The sequence below is a fragment of the Pseudoflavitalea sp. G-6-1-2 genome (genome assembly GCF_012927185.1).
Lineage (GTDB): Bacteria > Bacteroidota > Bacteroidia > Chitinophagales > Chitinophagaceae > Pseudobacter.
The window spans coordinates 962,216-980,082 of record NZ_JABBGB010000003.1; the positions used below are offsets into that span (position 1 = coordinate 962,216).

General features: G+C 47.8%; 19 protein-coding genes. 11 read left to right on the top strand and 8 right to left on the bottom strand.

What is annotated here, in order from left to right; all coding sequences use genetic code 11:
- Nucleotides 1-17: 17 nt before the first annotated feature.
- Entirely contained in the window at nucleotides 18-1,658 is a 1,641-nt protein-coding gene (locus HHL16_RS21270; protein ID WP_169427352.1) for a M14 family metallopeptidase, read from the bottom strand.
- 125 nt (nucleotides 1,659-1,783) lie between these two features.
- The gene (gene coaE, locus HHL16_RS21275; protein ID WP_169427353.1) at nucleotides 1,784-2,380 is read right to left on the bottom strand and encodes a dephospho-CoA kinase; all 597 of its coding nucleotides are present in this window, start codon (nucleotides 2,378-2,380) and stop codon (nucleotides 1,784-1,786) included.
- Between the two features lie 226 nt (nucleotides 2,381-2,606).
- On the opposite strand from coaE, the gene HHL16_RS21280 reads away from it, so the two are divergent.
- Nucleotides 2,607-3,557 (top strand): DNRLRE domain-containing protein, encoded by a 951-nt coding sequence (locus HHL16_RS21280; RefSeq protein WP_169427354.1) that lies wholly within the window; start codon nucleotides 2,607-2,609, stop codon nucleotides 3,555-3,557.
- 89 nt (nucleotides 3,558-3,646) lie between these two features.
- Here HHL16_RS21280 and HHL16_RS21285 read toward each other — a convergent pair whose 3' ends face one another.
- The 4 genes from HHL16_RS21285 to nusB all read right to left on the bottom strand — a co-directional run bounded on the left by HHL16_RS21285 (nucleotide 3,647) and on the right by nusB (nucleotide 6,884).
- A complete protein-coding gene (locus HHL16_RS21285) occupies nucleotides 3,647-4,987 on the bottom strand; it encodes a hypothetical protein (RefSeq protein WP_169427355.1) in 1,341 nt (446 codons plus the stop codon).
- Nucleotides 4,988-5,072: 85 nt separating this feature from the next.
- Nucleotides 5,073-5,414, bottom strand: a complete 342-nt coding sequence (gene yajC, locus HHL16_RS21290; RefSeq protein ID WP_169427356.1) for a preprotein translocase subunit YajC — start codon at nucleotides 5,412-5,414, stop codon at nucleotides 5,073-5,075.
- Nucleotides 5,415-5,451: 37 nt separating this feature from the next.
- Complete coding sequence (locus HHL16_RS21295) at nucleotides 5,452-5,880, bottom strand: DUF1573 domain-containing protein (RefSeq protein ID WP_169427357.1); 429 nt, start codon at nucleotides 5,878-5,880, stop codon at nucleotides 5,452-5,454.
- Nucleotides 5,881-5,921: 41 nt separating this feature from the next.
- Nucleotides 5,922-6,884: a transcription antitermination factor NusB gene (gene nusB, locus HHL16_RS21300; RefSeq protein WP_169427358.1), complete on the bottom strand. Its 963-nt coding sequence runs from the start codon at nucleotides 6,882-6,884 to the stop codon at nucleotides 5,922-5,924.
- Nucleotides 6,885-7,180: 296 nt separating this feature from the next.
- On the opposite strand from nusB, the gene HHL16_RS21305 reads away from it, so the two are divergent.
- The 5 genes from HHL16_RS21305 to HHL16_RS21325 all read left to right on the top strand — a co-directional run bounded on the left by HHL16_RS21305 (nucleotide 7,181) and on the right by HHL16_RS21325 (nucleotide 11,143).
- Nucleotides 7,181-7,462: a co-chaperone GroES gene (locus HHL16_RS21305; protein WP_127132239.1), complete on the top strand. Its 282-nt coding sequence runs from the start codon at nucleotides 7,181-7,183 to the stop codon at nucleotides 7,460-7,462.
- Nucleotides 7,463-7,512: 50 nt separating this feature from the next.
- Nucleotides 7,513-9,144, top strand: coding sequence for a chaperonin GroEL (gene groL / locus HHL16_RS21310; RefSeq protein WP_169427359.1), 1,632 nt, complete (start codon nucleotides 7,513-7,515; stop codon nucleotides 9,142-9,144).
- A 131-nt stretch (nucleotides 9,145-9,275) separates the two neighbouring features.
- Nucleotides 9,276-9,761 (top strand): lipocalin family protein, encoded by a 486-nt coding sequence (locus HHL16_RS21315; RefSeq protein WP_169427360.1) that lies wholly within the window; start codon nucleotides 9,276-9,278, stop codon nucleotides 9,759-9,761.
- Between the two features lie 103 nt (nucleotides 9,762-9,864).
- The gene (locus HHL16_RS21320) at nucleotides 9,865-10,347 is read left to right on the top strand and encodes a hypothetical protein (RefSeq protein ID WP_169427361.1); all 483 of its coding nucleotides are present in this window, start codon (nucleotides 9,865-9,867) and stop codon (nucleotides 10,345-10,347) included.
- A gap of 145 nt (nucleotides 10,348-10,492) precedes the next feature.
- Complete coding sequence (locus HHL16_RS21325) at nucleotides 10,493-11,143, top strand: hypothetical protein (RefSeq protein WP_169427362.1); 651 nt, start codon at nucleotides 10,493-10,495, stop codon at nucleotides 11,141-11,143.
- Nucleotides 11,144-11,239: 96 nt separating this feature from the next.
- On the opposite strand, the gene HHL16_RS21330 is transcribed toward HHL16_RS21325, so the two are convergent.
- Nucleotides 11,240-11,839 (bottom strand): DUF1080 domain-containing protein, encoded by a 600-nt coding sequence (locus HHL16_RS21330; RefSeq protein ID WP_206022520.1) that lies wholly within the window; start codon nucleotides 11,837-11,839, stop codon nucleotides 11,240-11,242.
- Nucleotides 11,840-11,891: 52 nt separating this feature from the next.
- Between HHL16_RS21330 and HHL16_RS21335 the strand changes: the two genes are divergently transcribed.
- Nucleotides 11,892-12,977, top strand: coding sequence for an aromatic ring-hydroxylating dioxygenase subunit alpha (locus HHL16_RS21335; protein WP_169427363.1), 1,086 nt, complete (start codon nucleotides 11,892-11,894; stop codon nucleotides 12,975-12,977).
- Between the two features lie 20 nt (nucleotides 12,978-12,997).
- The gene (locus tag HHL16_RS21340) at nucleotides 12,998-14,437 is read left to right on the top strand and encodes an amino acid permease (protein WP_169427364.1); all 1,440 of its coding nucleotides are present in this window, start codon (nucleotides 12,998-13,000) and stop codon (nucleotides 14,435-14,437) included.
- Here the strand turns inward: HHL16_RS21340 and HHL16_RS21345 are convergent.
- Complete coding sequence (locus HHL16_RS21345) at nucleotides 14,415-15,335, bottom strand: hypothetical protein (RefSeq protein ID WP_169427365.1); 921 nt, start codon at nucleotides 15,333-15,335, stop codon at nucleotides 14,415-14,417. The genes HHL16_RS21340 and HHL16_RS21345 overlap by 23 nt on opposite strands.
- 85 nt (nucleotides 15,336-15,420) lie before the next feature.
- Here HHL16_RS21345 and HHL16_RS21350 point away from each other — a divergent pair, with 85 nt between their 5' ends.
- From HHL16_RS21350 to HHL16_RS21360, 3 genes are read left to right on the top strand one after another with little or no spacing between them, the layout of a single operon-like run.
- Nucleotides 15,421-15,765 (top strand): hypothetical protein, encoded by a 345-nt coding sequence (locus HHL16_RS21350; protein WP_169427366.1) that lies wholly within the window; start codon nucleotides 15,421-15,423, stop codon nucleotides 15,763-15,765.
- Nucleotides 15,766-15,818: 53 nt separating this feature from the next.
- A complete protein-coding gene (locus HHL16_RS21355) occupies nucleotides 15,819-16,307 on the top strand; it encodes an FKBP-type peptidyl-prolyl cis-trans isomerase (RefSeq protein WP_169427367.1) in 489 nt (162 codons plus the stop codon).
- A gap of 44 nt (nucleotides 16,308-16,351) precedes the next feature.
- Nucleotides 16,352-17,779, top strand: coding sequence for an L-serine ammonia-lyase (locus HHL16_RS21360; RefSeq protein WP_169427368.1), 1,428 nt, complete (start codon nucleotides 16,352-16,354; stop codon nucleotides 17,777-17,779).
- The last annotated feature ends 88 nt before the right edge of the window (nucleotides 17,780-17,867 follow it).

Sequence of the window (17,867 nt, forward strand, 5' to 3'; positions counted from 1 at the left end):
GTTTTTACGCGTGAACACTAGAGGTTGATGTCGATTCCGGAATTGCCGGAAGTAGGGCAGGCCGCTTCGATGCGCAGTTTGCCGCTGCCTTTGATCAGCCAGTTGAGCGTTTGACTGCTGTTGCCTTCGAGCGTTGGTAGCAGTTGTTTGCTTTTTCCGCTTACGACCGATTGGTTGCCGCTGGTATTTACTTTCACCGTGATGCGTTTGGTGAAATAATTGCGCTCACCCATTTTGGTATGTGTGGCCAGCAGCCCTTTGTTGGTGAGATCGAGTGTTACACGGGTAAGTCCGTTGCCCAGTTTTTCTGTTTTCACATTGAGCAGTTCGAGAGTTGGTTGATATCCCGCGAGCTTCACCAGAAAGTTCGTATGCTGATCTACGATAGGCTGTACTAATTTGTATGGAGGATTGATCAGCACATAGGGATCGAGCCCGCCCACTTCCACTTTCTGATCAGGGAAATCGGGATGCGATACGGGTTTCCAGTCCGTGAATGTATTGGTGATTCCCTGCTGTGCCGCCCATCTCAGATAATTGGCAGAGGCATCTTCTACTGAAAATGCTTTTTCTTTTTTGGCGGTGTCTGGTTTGGCTTTGGGAACCGCCCAGCCGGGTGTGCTGAAACTGTATCGCGCATAATGATAGTACGCCCACGAAAGCAGGTCGCCTCCGGTAGGCGTGGTTTTCGGCGCATCTTTCAGCGTTACTGTTTTGTTGTAGAGATCAGACACACTCGCATTGATCTTTGCATCTGCTTCCTGATAACCATTGGTGAGCTTCTGCGAAGCAGCTGCCGCATTGTAAGTGAATGGTACGGACAGGTTGTTGTTTGTTCCGAAACTCACTACTGCGTATACATTGAAAAGTTCATAGAGCTGATCGAGCAATGCACGTGTTTCCAATTCGGAAACGGCAAACTCTCCTGAGCCGGGAACGAAGGGGGGATAGTTGTGCGTGAGATTGCGGTTGAACCAGATGCCGCCTTCGCCGTCTTCGTTGAAGCGGCTGTCTTTATCGTTGTCGGTTCCTTCGGTGTAGAGGAGGTATTGTCCTTTTTCTCCTTTGGAAAGATCTGCTTTGATGAGCACACGCGCATCATCAGGATGTGTCTTGTATTCACCCATGGGACTCTCTACGCGCATGAGCGTGATCTTTCCGTTATTGTCGAGATCATCAAATCCGTCCTCATTGTTTTTGCCGTCGCGGTCGTCGTCGGTAATGGTGGCATTACCCTGACGTTCGTAACGGAGTTTGGAAAAATATTGCTCGGATGCATCCGGACTCATATTCGGGAACACATAGAAAGTAGTGTTGCTGAGCAGGCGGCTGATGGAATCCGACTTGCTGCCGGCGAGCAGTTTTTCTGCGAAACCGAGAGCGAGCTCCGATCCCAGCAGGTGATGGCCTTCCACACCTCCGATAACTGCGATGGCTGATTTGGCAGAAGCGGGGGATGTGCCGATGGTGAGCATCCAGATATCTTTTCCGCCGGATGTTTTAGTGATCGATTTTACTTGAACGAGGCCGGGATAAGCAGCCTGAATGGCTTGTATCCGCCTGCTCTGTTGCTGATGATTGCTGTAATCAGCAGGGCTTTGCGCCGCCAATGCAAATGGCAGACTGCACAACGCCAGGGCTGTCAGGGTTTTTCTCATGCAGTGTTTATTTGTGGCTAAATATAGCAGATTGCACCACAAACAACAAAAGGAATGGATGAGTGGAATGAGGCAAAAACATCATATGTGCGCATGCTGCGATCTGCGTGTAATGCAGGAGTGGATCAGTTCTTAGCCGCTGCCAGTTTCAGCAGTTGCTGATGCAGTGCAAGCACCTGAGGAAGTACGGGATGCTGCTCATCATTCACGATTACAAAATCGCATAAGCGCATTTTGATGTTTTCGTTGATCTGTTTGCTCATGCGTGCGATTACTGCTTCGCGTGAGATATTGTCGCGCTGCATGGCGCGGTGAATGCGGAGTGCAGTGGGAGCGTATACGCCGATCACCAGATCGAGGGATGATGCGGAACCGCTTTCGAAGAATAGCGCTGCTTCCTTGAGCGCGTAGGGAGTAGTTTGGCGGAGCATCCAGTTCTCGCCATCGAGAATGGTGGCAGGATGTACCAGTGCATTCAGCTGTTCCAGTTTTTCTTTGTTGTTGAACACTGCCGAAGAGAGATAACTTCTGTTGAGCTGACCATCCACATAACTTTCAGCGCCGAAGGCTGCAATGATGGCTTCGCGAAGTGAAGCATCTTCATTCATCAGCCGCTTTGCAGCATCATCGGCATAGTAGACAGGAATGCCGAGTACTTCGAAGATTTTTGCAACAGTACTTTTGCCTGAGCCGATGCCGCCGGTAATGCCAATGCTGATCATGGGACTAAGTTAGCTAAAGGAGCCGATATACTGCGGCGCTGGTAAAAATTCGGGGTAAAAATACGGGTATTGATGTCTGATAAATTAAAGAAAACAATTGGAGAAAAATTGTAATTTGCGCACCTGTTCTGTATATTTATTTCAGAAAGATGACGCTTTCCTACAGCCCATGGAACTCATTTTTCTGTAATGCCGCGATAGCAATTTTTTATTTAAACCCCTTTCAATGAACAACACAAGACTCTATTTGAGAGCCATATTCCTTGGCCTCTGCATTCCACTTTTGATGATCAGCTGTACGAAGGAAACTCTTTTAAACAAAGTTCCCGTAGTGGATGCCGGTCAAACGCAAAACGTAAAGATTCCGGAAGTAACGCTAACTGGTTCTGCTTCTGATTCAGACGGCCATGTGGTGGCCTATTTATGGAGCCAGGTTTCGGGCCCTGGCGCTTCTACTATCCTGAATGCAGGTTCTCCCTCTACCAAAGTGATGGGGCTGTCCAACGGTAGATATGTATTCCAGTTGATGGCAACAGACAACAATGGAGCAACCGGAGTTGATACGGTTTCTGTTTTCGTGAATGTTCCCAATGTGGTTACCAAAACTCTTACACTGCAACCGATAAATAACACTGCAGAGTATAAGTTGAACCTGCGTGGTTCAGACTCGTGGGCTCAGGGCGATAATTTTGAATTTGTAATTTGTGCATGGACATGGGATGGTGCTACTTTCAATAACAGAATGGCCCTTAAGTTCGATATGAGCCAGATCCCTGCCAATGCAGTGGTGCAGAGTGCAAAGCTGGCTTTGTATTCATATCCGGTAGCTCCATTGAATGGCAACCATGTTGATCCGAACTATGGTACATCCAATTCATTTACCATCAGACAGATCAATGGCAACTGGAACCCGTCAGCCTTTAATTGGGCTACGCCAATTCCGGTTACTGAAGCAAATAAGGTTACTGTGCCTACTACCAACGAAAGCAGACTGGATCTTAATCTGGACGTGAAAGGGATGGTAGCGAGCCAGATCAATGGCAATGCCAACTACGGTTTCCATATGATGCTGGATAATGAGGTTACTTACAACTCCCGCATTTTCGTAGGCAGCTACAGCGTGCCTTATGCCGAAAAGAGACCCAAACTGGAAATTACGTACCAGGTTGCTCAATAATAGCTGACTTCAGATGAACGTAATATTCATAAAAAATCCCCGGTCGATCTGACCGGGGATTTTTGTTGTATTCAGTTGTGTATCTGCTGTTATTTTCCAGCTTTAGCTGCTTTCTCGAGTGCTTCGATTCTCTTATTCTGCTCGATAATATAAAGTGTGAGCTCTTCAATTTTTTTCAGCAGAGCTGCCTGATTGGACCCTACATCGAGCCCTTCCTTGCTTACTTCTTTTGCCGAAGGCATATCCGGGAGATGCTGATTATTTGCAATGAATTGTTCCAGCTCACTGAGCGGCATCAGCTGATAATTGCGGCTGAACACATAATCGGGCCAGTTTTGCTGATCGACTCTCACTTTTCTTGCTCTGATATTTCCTGATACATAGAGCTTGTAATCCGTGCCGATATTGTTAATGCCGATACCTACATTACCGTTGCTGGATATGCGCATTCTTTCAACGTTATTGGTAATGATGGGAAGGTCGAAGTTATCGATGGTTCCTAAGAGTTTCACTGCACCCACGGTGGTACCGCCTTGTCCCCAGCCACTGCCTCCGGCAGCAGGTGTTTGCCAGGTGGCGTTACCTGTTGCATCACTCGTAAGCACTTTGCCGGCACCCGCGCCTGCGGTCACCGTAAGGGATCCCAGTTTTGCATTGCCCGTAATGATGGAAGAACCTGTTACATGAAGGTTAGTGGTAGGGTTCCATGTGTTGATGCCTACATTGCCTTTGAAATAGCCATTGCCGGTTTCTGTGATCTGTGCTGTGAGTGCATGTGCTGTATCTCTCCAGGTCATTGTTTTGTATAAGGAGTTGGGAGCAAATTTAGTGAGTACTCCAAACTCGTTGGAGGGCCTGTCAGGTACATATTCTATTTCAGCAACAACGGCCTGTGCGCCTGGTTTGGCAGTAATGGTGAACTCCAGTTTTTTCAGGTAGTTCCAGTTACCGGGTGTGGTTCCTCTCCATACGGCATAGTTTGGAAAAGTGGAGATATTGCTCCAGTCTGTAATGTCGTACCAGGTTTCGTCGTTCTTCTGCGCACGGCCGGTTACTGAAAGAGGAACGCCAGTGTAGTAAAAATGAACATAGACTTTCCCGCCCGGGTAGGCGATACTTCCCAAACCTCTGCCGGTAAAATCAACGGTGATTTTGCCTGTTTCGCCTGCCGGCACTGTTACAGCGAGGCTTTCGTAAGATCCGTCGAACAGCAGGGCTGGCGAATTGGTAGTGCTGCTTGTTTCGGAGGTAACAGTAAAGCGGCTTGTACCTGAGAAGAGGTAATTGTCTACCAACTGATAACGCACGGTTGGTTGTCCCCAAACGCCGTTTGAGGTGAGATAACTTTTGTAGGGAATGTATTCCTGTGCCAATAACTGAATATTCATTAAAAGCAATAGCAAAGGAATAAGGGGTAATGATCTTTTCATAATCAGGGAGTAATTGAAGATGCAATATGAAAAAAAATCCCGACTGAATTTCAGTCGGGACCAGAAACTTTATAACTGTGATGAATTACTTGGCAGGCGTTGCAGCTGCTGCTTTGTTGATATTGTTGGTCCACTCCATGGAGATGGCGCTCTTTTCGATTTTGATGTAGCTGCCAGGGCTGGTTTCCAGCTGAATGGTGCCATCTTCGTTCATTTTGTATACAGTTCCGTGGATACCTGCGATGGTAACAATCTTGTCACCTTTCTGCATGTTCTCCTGGAATTGTTTGGCAAGCTTGGCTTTCTTGGCTTGTGGACGGATCATGAAGAAATAGAAAACCAGGATCATACCGCCCAACAGCACGAAGTTCATCATGGAAGCTGATCCTCCTGATGGTGCCTGTAAAAAAATCGCTAACTGTGTCATTGTATTGAATTTGAGAATTTGTGTTTGAATAGTATGTTTATTGTTTCGCTTGCGGTACTACTTCCACATCGAAAGATACTTTATGTGATTGTGTTCCGTTGGTATTGGCTTCCACATCTATCTCCTTGTGGTTGCTGCCTTCTCTGCCCTTGCTGTTGAAAGTAGCTTTGATCTCGCCTTCTGCACCCGGAGCGATCGGCTCGGCAGGAGGGTTGGCCACTGTACATCCGCAGCCGGGATGAACGCCTCTGATCACCAAAGGCTTCTTGCCTGTATTCTTGAACCTGAATACCACTTCTACCATTTGTCCTTCGGTGATCTTACCCAGATTTTTGGTGGAATCGATCCACTGAATATCCGTCAGCTCTGCACTGGTATTCAGTTCAGGTTGTTTGTAAGTCTGATCGCTGTTATTGCAGGCTGTTGCCAGAAGAACCGCGAGAACTGCTATGGACAGGAGTTTCATTGGTTGAAGGTTTTTGCAAATCTAGTGAATGAAGTGTTTGATCAGCTTTGTTTGTTATTAGGATTCGGTGAAAATGCCACTTTTCGCATTTTGTTTTCACTTACAAGATCTTTATGGATGTTGTCGAGAATGCCGTTCACAAACTGTCCGCTTTGCGGCGTGCTGTATTCTTTTGCCAGATCGATGTACTCGTTGATGGTCACCTTCGGCGGAATGGTTTCGAAGAACAGGAATTCTGCAATGCCCATGCGCATCAGCATCATATCCAGCACGGCAATCCTCTCTGCGTCCCAGTTCTTGAGCTTGGGGCGGATGAGTTCCATGGTCATTTCTTTCTTATCAACCACAGTCTCCAGCAGGGTTTTGGCGAAATACCATTTTTCTCTTCCCAGCAGTTCCTGAAAGTTGAAGCCAACGGGTTTGGCGAGGAGGGTCATCAGCAATTGACTGAGCATATCTCCATCATCGTCCCAGTTGTTGAAATGCTCTTCAACATAACTGTCGAACCTTTCGCTGCTGAGCATCAGTTGAGTGAAGATGAATTCGATGATGTCTTTCTCCTGCTTCTTATCCCTTCCCTGAACAGCAATGTATTCTTTATACTCCGGCTTTTCTGTCAGCTCGATGTATACTTTCTTTACCAGGTCCTGGTCGGTGATGGAATAGGGTTTTGCCTCTTTCTTTGCCTGCTCCCATGATGGAGATCCGAGGATCTTCCAGAGGAGTTCATTTCCTGCAAGCTTGATATTTACATTGAGGTCTTCTGCCGAAGGAAGGTGTTTGGCTGCCCGGTTGCGCGCATCTGTTTCTGCATAGCGGGCTACTTCTGTGAGAAAATGAACCATGAATACAAACAGTTGCTGGCTCTGATCAAACTGTTTCTGCAATAACTTAACCTGTTCTGCTGTTGATGGTCTTTTGTCTTCACCTGATTCTGTAAACTGGCTTTCCACAGCATACAAGGTCTGCATTACTTTCACACGAATATTTCTTCTGCTGATCATTTTCTAAGAACTTATTTTAGAGCGGGCAAAGCTAACTCATTTAAAGGTAGCCCCCAAAATTTGAATGGGAGCGGGATTGCCGCATTGGCTGAAAATTTGGCATTGGATATTAAGGAGATACAGGGTGTTATTGTGGAGTTTCTGGCAGGCTGGCCTCCGAATCCGGAAAAAATGGCTTTAACCGGAGGCCGTTAACCGATTGGTACGGAATTCGTGTACCTTTGGCAGCCTCCGACCGGCAGGGCATCCCATATGCCGGTCAGATCATTAAACAAAATCATAAAAACTGATACAACATGGCTAAGAAGTTAAATGTTACCCCACTGCACGACAGGGTAATTGTGAAACCTGCTAAAGCGGAAGAAAAGACTGCTGGAGGTATCATCATTCCTGATACTGCCAAAGAGAAACCCCAGCGCGGAACCATCGTAGCTGCCGGCCCCGGCAAAAAAGATGAGCCCGTTACCGTTAAAGTTGGAGACACTGTACTGTATGGCAAATATGCCGGTACTGAGATCCAGATCGAAGGTGAAGATCTCCTCATCATGAGAGAAAGCGACATCTTAGCAATTGTCTAAGTGTATCCGTTTAGTTCCCACCAATTTTAAAAATTACAAATTACCAGTATATGGCTAAGCAACTGTTCTTCGACATCGAAGCACGTAATAAAATGAAGAAAGGGGTTGATACCCTCGCCAATGCAGTGAAAGTAACACTGGGCCCTAAAGGCCGCAATGTGGTTATCGAGAAAAAATTCGGTGCACCTGCCGTAACTAAAGACGGTGTGAGTGTTGCCAAAGAAATCGAACTGGAAGATCCCATCGAAAATATGGGTGCTCAAATGGTGAAAGAAGTAGCTTCTAAAACTGCAGATATTGCAGGTGACGGTACTACCACTGCAACCGTTCTGGCACAGGCTATCATCGGCGAAGGTCTGAGAAACGTAGCTGCAGGCGCCAATCCAATGGACCTGAAACGTGGTATCGACAAAGCTGTTGCCAAAGTAATCGACAACCTCCGCGCTCAAACGCAGACTGTTGGTACCGACAGCAAAAAAATTCAGCAGGTAGCTTCTATCTCTGCCAACAACGACGACACTATCGGCAAACTGATTGCTGAAGCGTTCGGCAAAGTAGGTAAAGAAGGCGTTATCACTGTTGAAGAAGCCAAGAACACCGAAACTACCGTAGACGTAGTAGAAGGTATGCAATTCGACCGTGGATACATCTCTCCATACTTCGTTACCAACAGCGAGAAAATGGAAGCTGAACTCCAGACTCCATACATCCTGATCTACGACAAAAAGATCAGCGCTATGAAAGATATTCTGCACATCCTCGAGAAAGTTGCACAAAGCGGCCGTCCTCTCGTGATCATCGCAGAAGACCTCGAAGGCGAAGCACTCGCTACACTCGTAGTGAACAAACTGCGCGGAACACTGAAAGTAGCTGCTGTTAAGGCTCCTGGCTTCGGCGACCGTCGTAAGGAAATGCTTCAGGATATCGCGATCCTCACAAAAGGTATCGTTATCTCCGAAGAGCAAGGATACAAACTGGAAAACGCAGACCTGAGCTACCTCGGAACATGCGCCAGCATCACTATCGACAAAGACAACACTGTTATCGTTGGTGGCAAAGGCAAGAAAGATGATATCAATGCCCGCGTTAACCAGATCAAAGCACAGATCGAAGCAACAACTTCCGATTACGATAAAGAAAAACTGCAGGAGCGCCTCGCTAAACTGAGCGGTGGTGTGGCAGTTCTCTACGTAGGTGCTGCTACCGAAGTAGAAATGAAAGAGAAGAAAGACCGCGTAGACGACGCTCTTCATGCAACACGCGCTGCGGTTGAAGAAGGTATCGTACCTGGTGGTGGTGTAGCTTATATCCGCGCTATCGAATCTCTGGAAAAAGCGAAAGGTGCAAACGAAGACGAAACCACTGGTATCGCAATCGTTAAACGCGCACTGGAAGAACCAATCCGTCAGATCGTTGCCAACAGCGGTATCGAAGGAAGTATCGTGGTTCAGAAAGTGAAAGAAGGTGCTAAAGATTTCGGTTTCAATGCCCGCACTGAAGTGTATGAAAATCTCTTCAAAGCTGGTGTAATCGATCCTACTAAAGTTACCCGCATCGCTCTCGAGAATGCAGCTTCTATTGCCGGTATGGTACTCACTACCGAGTGTGTTATCGCCGACAAACCTAAGAAAGAAGAAGCACACGCTCACCCTGCTCCTGGCATGGGCGGCATGGATTATTAATCTGGTCCAACTTAGTATAAAGAAGGGCGGCCCAATGGGTCGCCCTTTGTTTTTGCATTTATCGGCGTCCTTTCGTCATAATTAACCTTACTGCCATTGGCACCCATCCCATTTTTCGATAATATTGACCTATGAAACCATTAAACACTATCTTACCCGCCGCTGCCCTGGCAGCCGCCCTCGCCATCACGGCATTTGCTCTGCCCGCCAAACAGGAGCAGACTCCGTCTTTCGCAGATAAATACTGGCTCATGGAATCGGGCAGCATTGTACCTGCCACCGATCTCAATGCCGACGGCAAACCAGATTCCGATCTCCGCAACTTTTTGGAAGATTGTGAGAAAGACGATACCGAAATGTTCAGAAGCAATGGCAAATTCGTGAAGAACCTGGGCAAACAAAAATGTGTTGAAGGAGAAGATGCAGAGTATGAAGATGGCAGCTGGACCTACAACTCCGCCACCAAACAGCTCACCATCAAACAAAACGAAGTGCCTCAGCCAATCGTAATAAGTATCAAAGAACTCACTGCTACCAAACTGGTGGGTACGTTTGAGTTCACTTCACCACAGGGGCAGAAAGTGATGATTACAGGCGTGTACAAACTAAAGCAGTAGTAGGGAATTGTTTCGCTGCAGTTCAGCCGCCTGATTATGCAGTTCGTCTGAATACGTCAGACACAGGTTTCAGCCGGCCAGTGGTTTTCTCTAATATTGGACCATGAAACCATTCAACCAATTATTGACCGTATCGGCAGTGGCAGCAACCATTGCCATCACTGCATTTGCCATCCCTTCGGCAACTGAACAAAGCGCACCATTCACCGAAAAATTCTGGGTGCTCGAATCCGGCTCCATCGTTCCTGCGATCGATGTAAGCGGCGATGGCAAACCCGATAAGGATATCCGCGCCATGCTCGAAGACTGCGAATTAGATGATGCAGAGATGTACAAATCCGGTGGCAAAGTGATGAAACACCAGGGCAAAGTAAAGTGCGATGAAGAAGATGAAACCACAATGGAGTCCGGCACCTGGAAATACAATGCCGCTACCAAACAGCTTACCATCCATCACTACGATACCGAGAAGCCGCAAACCCTGATTGTAAAAGAGGTTACGGCCACTAAAATGGTTTGCACCTACGAGTTCACCACTCCCAAAGGAAGCAAACACCTCATCACCGGTGTCTTCAAAGTAAAATAACGCTCGCTTAATCCGAAATAAGAAGCGCTCCGGGCATTGTACGGGGCGTTTCTGTTTTTTATAGACAGTTGACTACAGTACTGCCCCCAATGCTTTTGGTTTCCATAAAGAAATTGTAACTTTTGACTTACTAAGAAACCCTGCTATGAAAAATTTTCTATGGTGCCTGCTGCTGTTGGCTTCAGCCGCCTCTGCTCAGACAAGCACACCTAAATCGAGTGACGAATACGACGGCGTTGCCGGATCTCCCTATCTTTTCAAAGACTGGCTCAGCGGTACCGTGTATTATAAAAACGGAAGAGTGGTGAATCAGTTCAAACTTCGGTTCGACTGCTGCCGCAATTACCTGATGCTCGAATTCAAAGGACAATCATTTGCTCCGCAAACGGCCAGCATAACATCTTTTGTACTCAACACCAAAGAAGGAAAGAATGCAGACTCGATGGTATTCCGCAAAGGATACCCCAGTGTAGAAAACTGGAACGAAGAGACCTTCTACCATATTCTGCTGACCGCAAAATCTCCGGTACTGCATATTCTCACCAAATCCATCGTGGAAGAAAAAGGATTGCTGCCATCGAGCACCCGCAAGTTCTTTGAAGATGAAGAACATTTCTTTCTGCTGCACGATGGTAAAATGATCCATCTGCCCAAAGATGAACGCGAACAACTGGCAGCGCTATTCCCTGCACAGCGCGAAGCGCTGCTGAAATTTATGCAGGATCAGGACCTGAAAATGAAGTCCCCGGCGGATTTCATCAAGTTGGGGAAGAAGTTCAACGAACTGGTTCCTTAAGAAAGTGAATTGCACCTATTCATCGATGTTAGATAGATGATATTCAAACAAAAAGGCCAGCTTGCCGGCTGACCTTTTGTTGATATTATGCAGTAATCAATCTTTCAGTTTTTTCAGCTTCAGATCTTTCCATCTCACTTTGATACCACCACCATCGTGGATCTGCAATGCAATGAAACCATTGGCTGCACCGATCTTTTCATCATCGATGGTAACCATTTCATGCCCGTTCAGCCAGGTGGTAACTTTACTGCCTTTTGCGATTATTTTCAGCGTATTCCATTCTCCCTGCTGCAGGTAAGCTTCTTTTTCTTTGGCAGGCTGTATCAGCCAGCCACGTCCGTACGACTCATAGATGCCGCCCGTATGATTGTTGAGCGGAGCCACTTCTACCTGCCATCCGCTGATCTTAACGCCTTCGATCGATGATCGGAAGAATACACCGCTGTTGCCATTAGCCTCCTGTTTGAACTGGCAGGAAAACTCAAAATTCTTATAAGCACTGGTGGTAGACAAATAACCATACTGTTTGTCCGGGCCGCTTTCGCAGACCAGTTCACCATTATCTACGTACCATTTCTCGGTTCCGTGGATAGTCCACCCACTGAGGTCTTTGCCATTAAAGAGTTTCACTGATTTCTGGGCCGATGCAGCAAGCGTGCAGCAGCAGGCGAGGAGTAAAAAAAGATGTTTCAAAGCCTGGGATTTTATCAGATTAAGATAGTAAATTTCAGTATAACCTCCCCATATGCAACGATTTTATGTTGATCCGGATATCTCCGTAGCGAAGACCCTGCACACAGACTTCTACACAGATACTGCAATGTACCAGCTGGCAAAGGAGAAAATATTTGCCCCTTCCTTTCAGTTCATTGGCGACCAACAACAGGTGCCGGAGGCAGGCAGCTGTTATCCTTTCACTTATCTGGATGGTTATTTCAACGAACCGCTGCTGCTCACAAGAAGCAATAATGGTGCCCTGCATTGTTTGAGCAATGTGTGTACGCATCGCGGTACCATCGTGGTGCACGAAGCCTGCAAAGCAGCTCAGCTGCGCTGCCGCTATCACGGAAGGTTATTTCATCTCGACGGCAAATTCAAGTCGATGCCGGAGTTCAAAGAAGTGAAAGACTTTCCGGCAGAAAGCGACAACCTCACGCAATTGCCGGTATTCAAATGGGGGCCGCTGCTGTTTGCATCCCTGCAACGGAATTCCGATCCTGCCCCTTACCTGCAGGATATGATCGATCGGGTGGGGTGGTTGCCCATCGATGATTTTGTACTCAAACCCGAACTCTCCAAAGATTACATCGTTCAATCGCACTGGGCATTGTATTGCGAAAACTATCTCGAAGGATTTCATATACCCTTTGTACACGCAGGGCTCAATGCAGTGATCGATTTCGGCAATTACACCACCGAGCTTTTCAGGTATTCCAACTTACAGCTTGGCATCGCCAAAGACGATGATGATACATTCGATCTTCCCGCAAGCTCGCCTGATTACGGAAAGAAAGTAGCGGCCTATTATTTTTTCGTATTCCCCAATATGATGTTCAATTTCTATCCATGGGGACTGAGCATCAATATCGTTCAGCCATTGGCGATAGATCAGTGCAAAGTGAGTTTCGTAACATATGTCTGGAACCCGGATAAATTCAATACCGGCGCCGGTTCCGATCTCAATACAGTGGAGATGGAAGATGAAGAAGTGGTGGAAGCAGTGCAGCTCGGAGTAAAGAGCAGGTTCTACGAACATGGCAGGTATTCCGTTACGCGCGAACAGGGAACGCATCATTTCCATCGCATCATATCATCGATACTCAACCCATAACTCAACCCATAACCTAACCTATGTCTGCACCTCCATCGCATCGCCTGCTGGGGTTCTGGTCTGCAACCAGCATAGTTATTGGCAGCATCATCGGATCGGGTGTTTTTATGAAACCCGCTACCATGGCGGCACAGGTATCGTCTCCCATATGGCTGGCGATGGTGTGGGTAATTGCAGGCATCTTCTCTCTCTTTGGCGGATTGATCTATGCAGAAGTAGGCGCGATGTTTCCGCAAACCGGCGGACTCTATATTTTCTTCCGTAAAATGTTCGGCGAGTTCTTCGCCTTCATGTACGGATGGGCAGCATTTGCAGTGATCAATACTGCTTCGGTTGCGGCCATCTCTTTCGTATGCGCGCAGTACGCCGATTTCTTTTTGCATCTTCCAAGGTTTACAACTGTTACAGAGCAATCGGTTGTGTGGCATATTCCGTTTCTCGGCAATCTCTATCCCTTGCAGAATGCCGGCGTAAAATCGCTCGCCATTGCACTGATTCTTGGTCTCACCTGGCTCAACTACCGCAGCGTAAAAGCAGGAGGCGTGGTGCAGGTAGTATCCACCATCATCAAAATAGGCGTGATAGTGCTGCTGGTATTCGGCATCTTCTTCAGTGGCAAAGGAACTGTATCCAATTTCGTTTCACCTTCTTCCCACTCTAAAGATGGATGGCAGCTGATCGGCGGCATCGTTGCCGCACTCACCGGCGCTTTCATGGCATTCGACGGATGGGTGAATGTAACTTTTGTAGGAGGTGAGATAAAACACCCGCAACGAAACATCCCCAAAAGCCTGCTGGTGGGATTGCTGGTCTGTATCGGCATTTACCTGCTGGTGAATCAGGCATACCTCTACGTAATGCCTGTGGATGCGATGGCGGCTTCTCCGCTCGTAGCTGCTGATGCCATCGGCATCGCCATGGGCGAAACCAGCGGCGCCATCGTAGCAGCCATGATTGTGATCTGCACTTTCGGCGCCATCAATGGCAATACCATGACGGAAGCCCGTGTTACCTACGCCATGGGAAAAGACAAACTCTTCTGGGCCTTCACCGGAAGGCCACACCCCAGATACGGAACTCCCGGCAACGCACTCTGGCTGCATTTCGCATGGGCTGCAGTGTTGGTAGTGAGCGGCAGCTTCGATATGCTGGCCGATATGTTCACCTTCATTGCCTGGGTGGCCTATACTTTCGGTGCAGTAGGTGTTTTTGTATTGAGAAAAAAAATGCCTGATCATCCAAGACCCTATCGCGTATGGGGATATCCGGTAGTGCCGTTATTGTTCCTTGGTTTCGCAGGCTTCTATGTGGTGAGTACTATTGTGAATGATATCCGCAAATACAATGCAGGTGAAACACCGGTGGTGAATTCGTTGCTCGGATTATCCGTTGCAGCGCTGGGAGTGCCGCTGTACCTGTATTTCAGAAAAGTAAAGTCTAAGGCTCAATCTGAATCTTAACGGGCTTTCCGCCATAATACCAAACGTTCAGTGAATCTTTGAGGCGGGTGGTATCTGCTGCTTCTGCCGGAAGGCGAACAAAGATGGTGAAGTTGAGGGAGTCGCTTGTTTCCATCTGTATGCGCGAACTGAGATTGTGAACGAAAGCATATCGCTTCAACGCTCTCGATTTTTTATCCGTTCTCTCGAATACGAATTTGTAAGTGCCGGGAACAGTTGTGGCAACAGTAGCCGGAGGCGTTGCCTGCGGACTGTCTGGCAGTACGTTGGAACTGGTTGTATCGGGTGTGGTTACAGGAGTAGCTACCTGTTGTGTATTGTCGGGCGAATTGTGATTGTCGCTTTTGTTGTAGAGCATGTATCCGCCCCAGAGGATCACTACCAGTCCGATAACGGCCAATGTACCGATCAGCAATATGCGGCGTTGACTGTTGTGCACTTTATGACGAACCTGGTTCTCATCGTACACGGGAATATGGCGGGTAGATTTATCCGGCGTTCTGTCCTCCGTATGAAAATCGAGTTTCTCGATGGTGGGTTCTCCGGGAGTGAAAGCCAGTTCACCATCTTTCAGTTTCTGCAACGATCCGATACCTTCGATGGAGAAAGGTTTGCCGATATTGAGCAGCAGCTTGCCATCGGCAAGATAACTTTCGAGATCGGCTTCTGCCAGTGGTTTGATCTTACCGGTTTGTGTACGGATAAATTCAATCAGCTCTTCATCAACTTTCGCAGCAGGCTTATGGGTGAATTGAATATACTTCAGCACTTCCCTGAAATTCTTATCGCTGAAATCGGGAACGGTTACGGCTGCATCCAGATGCAATTCACCGATACCCGGCAGGCTAAGGCGTTTATTGGTGTAGAAGTATTTCGCTAACAGAACGGCAAGTTTCAAGATATCATGGATTTTGTTGCCCACAAGTTAAACATAAATTGTTGGTATGCAAACAAACAAGCATCACAGGTTGTAATTTTGCAATATGACAGAAAGAGAGATACAATTCATGCGTTACTGGGAAGAGAACAGGGAGCGTGAAAGCAAATGGCAATATCAGCTCGTGATCGGCATACCAATAGGACTGCTTTTTTCGTTACCCATTATCGGCATCGTATTCACCAGCCGCTACTGGTACGAGCGTGCAGACATGGCCGTCAATGCAAGCCTCAACCCAACAGTATTGATGGTGGCGGTGTTCATAATTTCGGTTTTTGTAGCTATCTTTTACAAGCGGTACCAGTGGGACAGAAAAGAGCAGCAGTACAAAGAACTGAAAGCAAAGGAAGATCGTGAGCGGAAGTCGGGTAGTGAGCCGGTGCAGCAATAATATTGAGACGATTGTCTATATGTGCATTCCGTGCATTACCAGCAATAATAACCATGCTAAGACCACTACTGTATCTGTTGATTGTAACTTTCCTCATCGCCTGTTTCAAAAAGGAGAATGATTGCGCCCCTAAAAATGTAACTGCTCCTGCATCCGAAGTTCAGGCAGTAAGAGATTATCTCGCGGCCAACAGCATCGAGGCCGAAGCGCATAGCAGCGGAATGTATTTCCAGATACTCGCACCGGGCAATGGAGTTCCTCCTCCCATCTGCAGCAGCATCCGTGTAAAATTCAGTGGCAAACTCGTAAACGGAACCGAATTCGAAAGCAGCAATGATGTAGTGCTGAATCTTAAACTGATGCTGGAAAGCTGGAGAATCTGTTTGCCGATGATCAAACCCATGGGCAGGATCCGTTTTTTTGTTCCGCCTTCACTTGGCTACGGCTCCGAAGGCAAGAAAGACAAGGTATCCGGAGCCATCCTCGTAGCCCCGCATACTCCCGTGATTATCTACGAAGTAACCCTGTTCGAAGTGAGTTAGGAGGTTATCCCTTTTCAACTATCTTTGTAATAAATTAAGCTCACTTGCCACACGAAGCCATTTCAGTTTTCGATATGTTCAAGATTGGTGTAGGTCCCAGCAGCTCCCATACACTGGGGCCCTGGCGTGCCGCACAACGATTTCTCCAGGCCCTCGCAAAACGTCAGCCTCTCTTCAACGTAATGTCTGTTCGCGTACTGCTCTATGGCTCTCTTGCCAAAACCGGTAAGGGCCACGGAACGGATATCGCCGTTCAGCTCGGTCTTTGCGGAGAAGATCCGGTAACCTTTGATGTGCATCAGATTCAACCCCGCATCAAAGACATCAGGGAGATGAAGAAGATGGTGCTGGATGGCAAACACGAAATAGATTTCGATCCCGCTGAAGATATAGAACTGCTGATGACGGAAAGCCTGCCTTTCCATCCCAATGCACTCACTTTCCTCGCCACATTCGAAAATGGCGATCAGGTTGCAGAAACTTACTACTCTGTTGGTGGAGGTTTTGTAACGCAGGAAGGAGAGGAGACAGGTGGAGCCGATGCAGTTCAACTGCCTTTTCCCATCGATACCGGTGATGATCTCGAACACTGGTGCCGCAAAACCGGACTCAGCATCAGCGAAGTGGTGATGGAGAACGAAAACTGCTGGAGGCCCGAAGCTGATACCAAAGCCGGCATGCTCCGTATCTGGCAGGTGATGAAAGATTGTATCTACAGAGGTTGCCATACACAGGGCATCCTTCCCGGTGGACTCAATGTAAAACGCCGCGCTGCCGACCTCAACAAAAAACTGATCGGCGGAAGAGAATACCACAACTACGACAGCTGGCTGGAGGCTATCAGAGCCGGAGGCCAGAACTTTCAATATACCCTCGACTGGGTGAGCTGCTTTGCACTGGCCGTGAACGAAGAGAATGCATCCTTCGGCCGAGTAGTTACTGCGCCCACCAATGGCGCTGCAGGTGTGATCCCCGCAGTGCTGCAATATTTCGTGACCTTCTGCGATGGTTATAAAGAAGACAGGATACTGCAGTTTATGCTCACTGCAGCAGAGATCGGAAGCATCTTCAAAAAAGGTGCAACCATATCTGCGGCTATGGGTGGCTGTCAGGCTGAGATCGGTGTATCATCTGCAATGGCTGCTGCCGGCCTTACCGAGGCAATGGGTGGAACCCAGCGCCAGGCTATGATGGCTGCAGAGATTGCAATGGAACACCACCTTGGGCTTACCTGCGATCCGATTGCGGGCCTCGTTCAGATCCCCTGCATCGAACGCAATACCATGGGCGCCATCAAGGCTATCACTGCTTCTCAACTGGCCTTACAGAGCACGCCTGATTTTGCCAGGGTGTCTCTGGATGGTGTGATCAGAACTATGTGGGACACAGCAAGGGACATGAGTTTCAAGTACAAGGAAACCGCCGAAGGCGGGCTGGCTGTTCATATTCCGATCAGCCTGCCGGAATGTTAACGGATAAGACCGTTGATTGGATTCCTGCCACTGACCTTCTCCGACATCGACTGCTTTTCGTTGCGTTTACGACTCCCTTAGTCCCGTT

What these genes read in the sequence shown, in the direction of transcription:
- yajC (WP_169427356.1), bottom strand. Translation starts at nt 5,414, where the DNA reads ATGACACAGTTAGCGATTTTTTTACAGGCACCATCAGGAGGATCAGCT.
- HHL16_RS21335 (WP_169427363.1), top strand. Translation starts at nt 11,892, where the DNA reads ATGCAACGATTTTATGTTGATCCGGATATCTCCGTAGCGAAGACCCTG.
- HHL16_RS21325 (WP_169427362.1), top strand. Translation starts at nt 10,493, where the DNA reads ATGAAAAATTTTCTATGGTGCCTGCTGCTGTTGGCTTCAGCCGCCTCT.
- HHL16_RS21270 (WP_169427352.1), bottom strand. Translation starts at nt 1,658, where the DNA reads ATGAGAAAAACCCTGACAGCCCTGGCGTTGTGCAGTCTGCCATTTGCA.
- groL (WP_169427359.1), top strand. Translation starts at nt 7,513, where the DNA reads ATGGCTAAGCAACTGTTCTTCGACATCGAAGCACGTAATAAAATGAAG.
- HHL16_RS21340 (WP_169427364.1), top strand. Translation starts at nt 12,998, where the DNA reads ATGTCTGCACCTCCATCGCATCGCCTGCTGGGGTTCTGGTCTGCAACC.
- HHL16_RS21305 (WP_127132239.1), top strand. Translation starts at nt 7,181, where the DNA reads ATGGCTAAGAAGTTAAATGTTACCCCACTGCACGACAGGGTAATTGTG.
- HHL16_RS21285 (WP_169427355.1), bottom strand. Translation starts at nt 4,987, where the DNA reads ATGAAAAGATCATTACCCCTTATTCCTTTGCTATTGCTTTTAATGAAT.
- coaE (WP_169427353.1), bottom strand. Translation starts at nt 2,380, where the DNA reads ATGATCAGCATTGGCATTACCGGCGGCATCGGCTCAGGCAAAAGTACT.
- HHL16_RS21355 (WP_169427367.1), top strand. Translation starts at nt 15,819, where the DNA reads ATGCTAAGACCACTACTGTATCTGTTGATTGTAACTTTCCTCATCGCC.
- HHL16_RS21320 (WP_169427361.1), top strand. Translation starts at nt 9,865, where the DNA reads ATGAAACCATTCAACCAATTATTGACCGTATCGGCAGTGGCAGCAACC.
- HHL16_RS21315 (WP_169427360.1), top strand. Translation starts at nt 9,276, where the DNA reads ATGAAACCATTAAACACTATCTTACCCGCCGCTGCCCTGGCAGCCGCC.
- HHL16_RS21295 (WP_169427357.1), bottom strand. Translation starts at nt 5,880, where the DNA reads ATGAAACTCCTGTCCATAGCAGTTCTCGCGGTTCTTCTGGCAACAGCC.
- nusB (WP_169427358.1), bottom strand. Translation starts at nt 6,884, where the DNA reads ATGATCAGCAGAAGAAATATTCGTGTGAAAGTAATGCAGACCTTGTAT.
- HHL16_RS21350 (WP_169427366.1), top strand. Translation starts at nt 15,421, where the DNA reads ATGACAGAAAGAGAGATACAATTCATGCGTTACTGGGAAGAGAACAGG.
- HHL16_RS21280 (WP_169427354.1), top strand. Translation starts at nt 2,607, where the DNA reads ATGAACAACACAAGACTCTATTTGAGAGCCATATTCCTTGGCCTCTGC.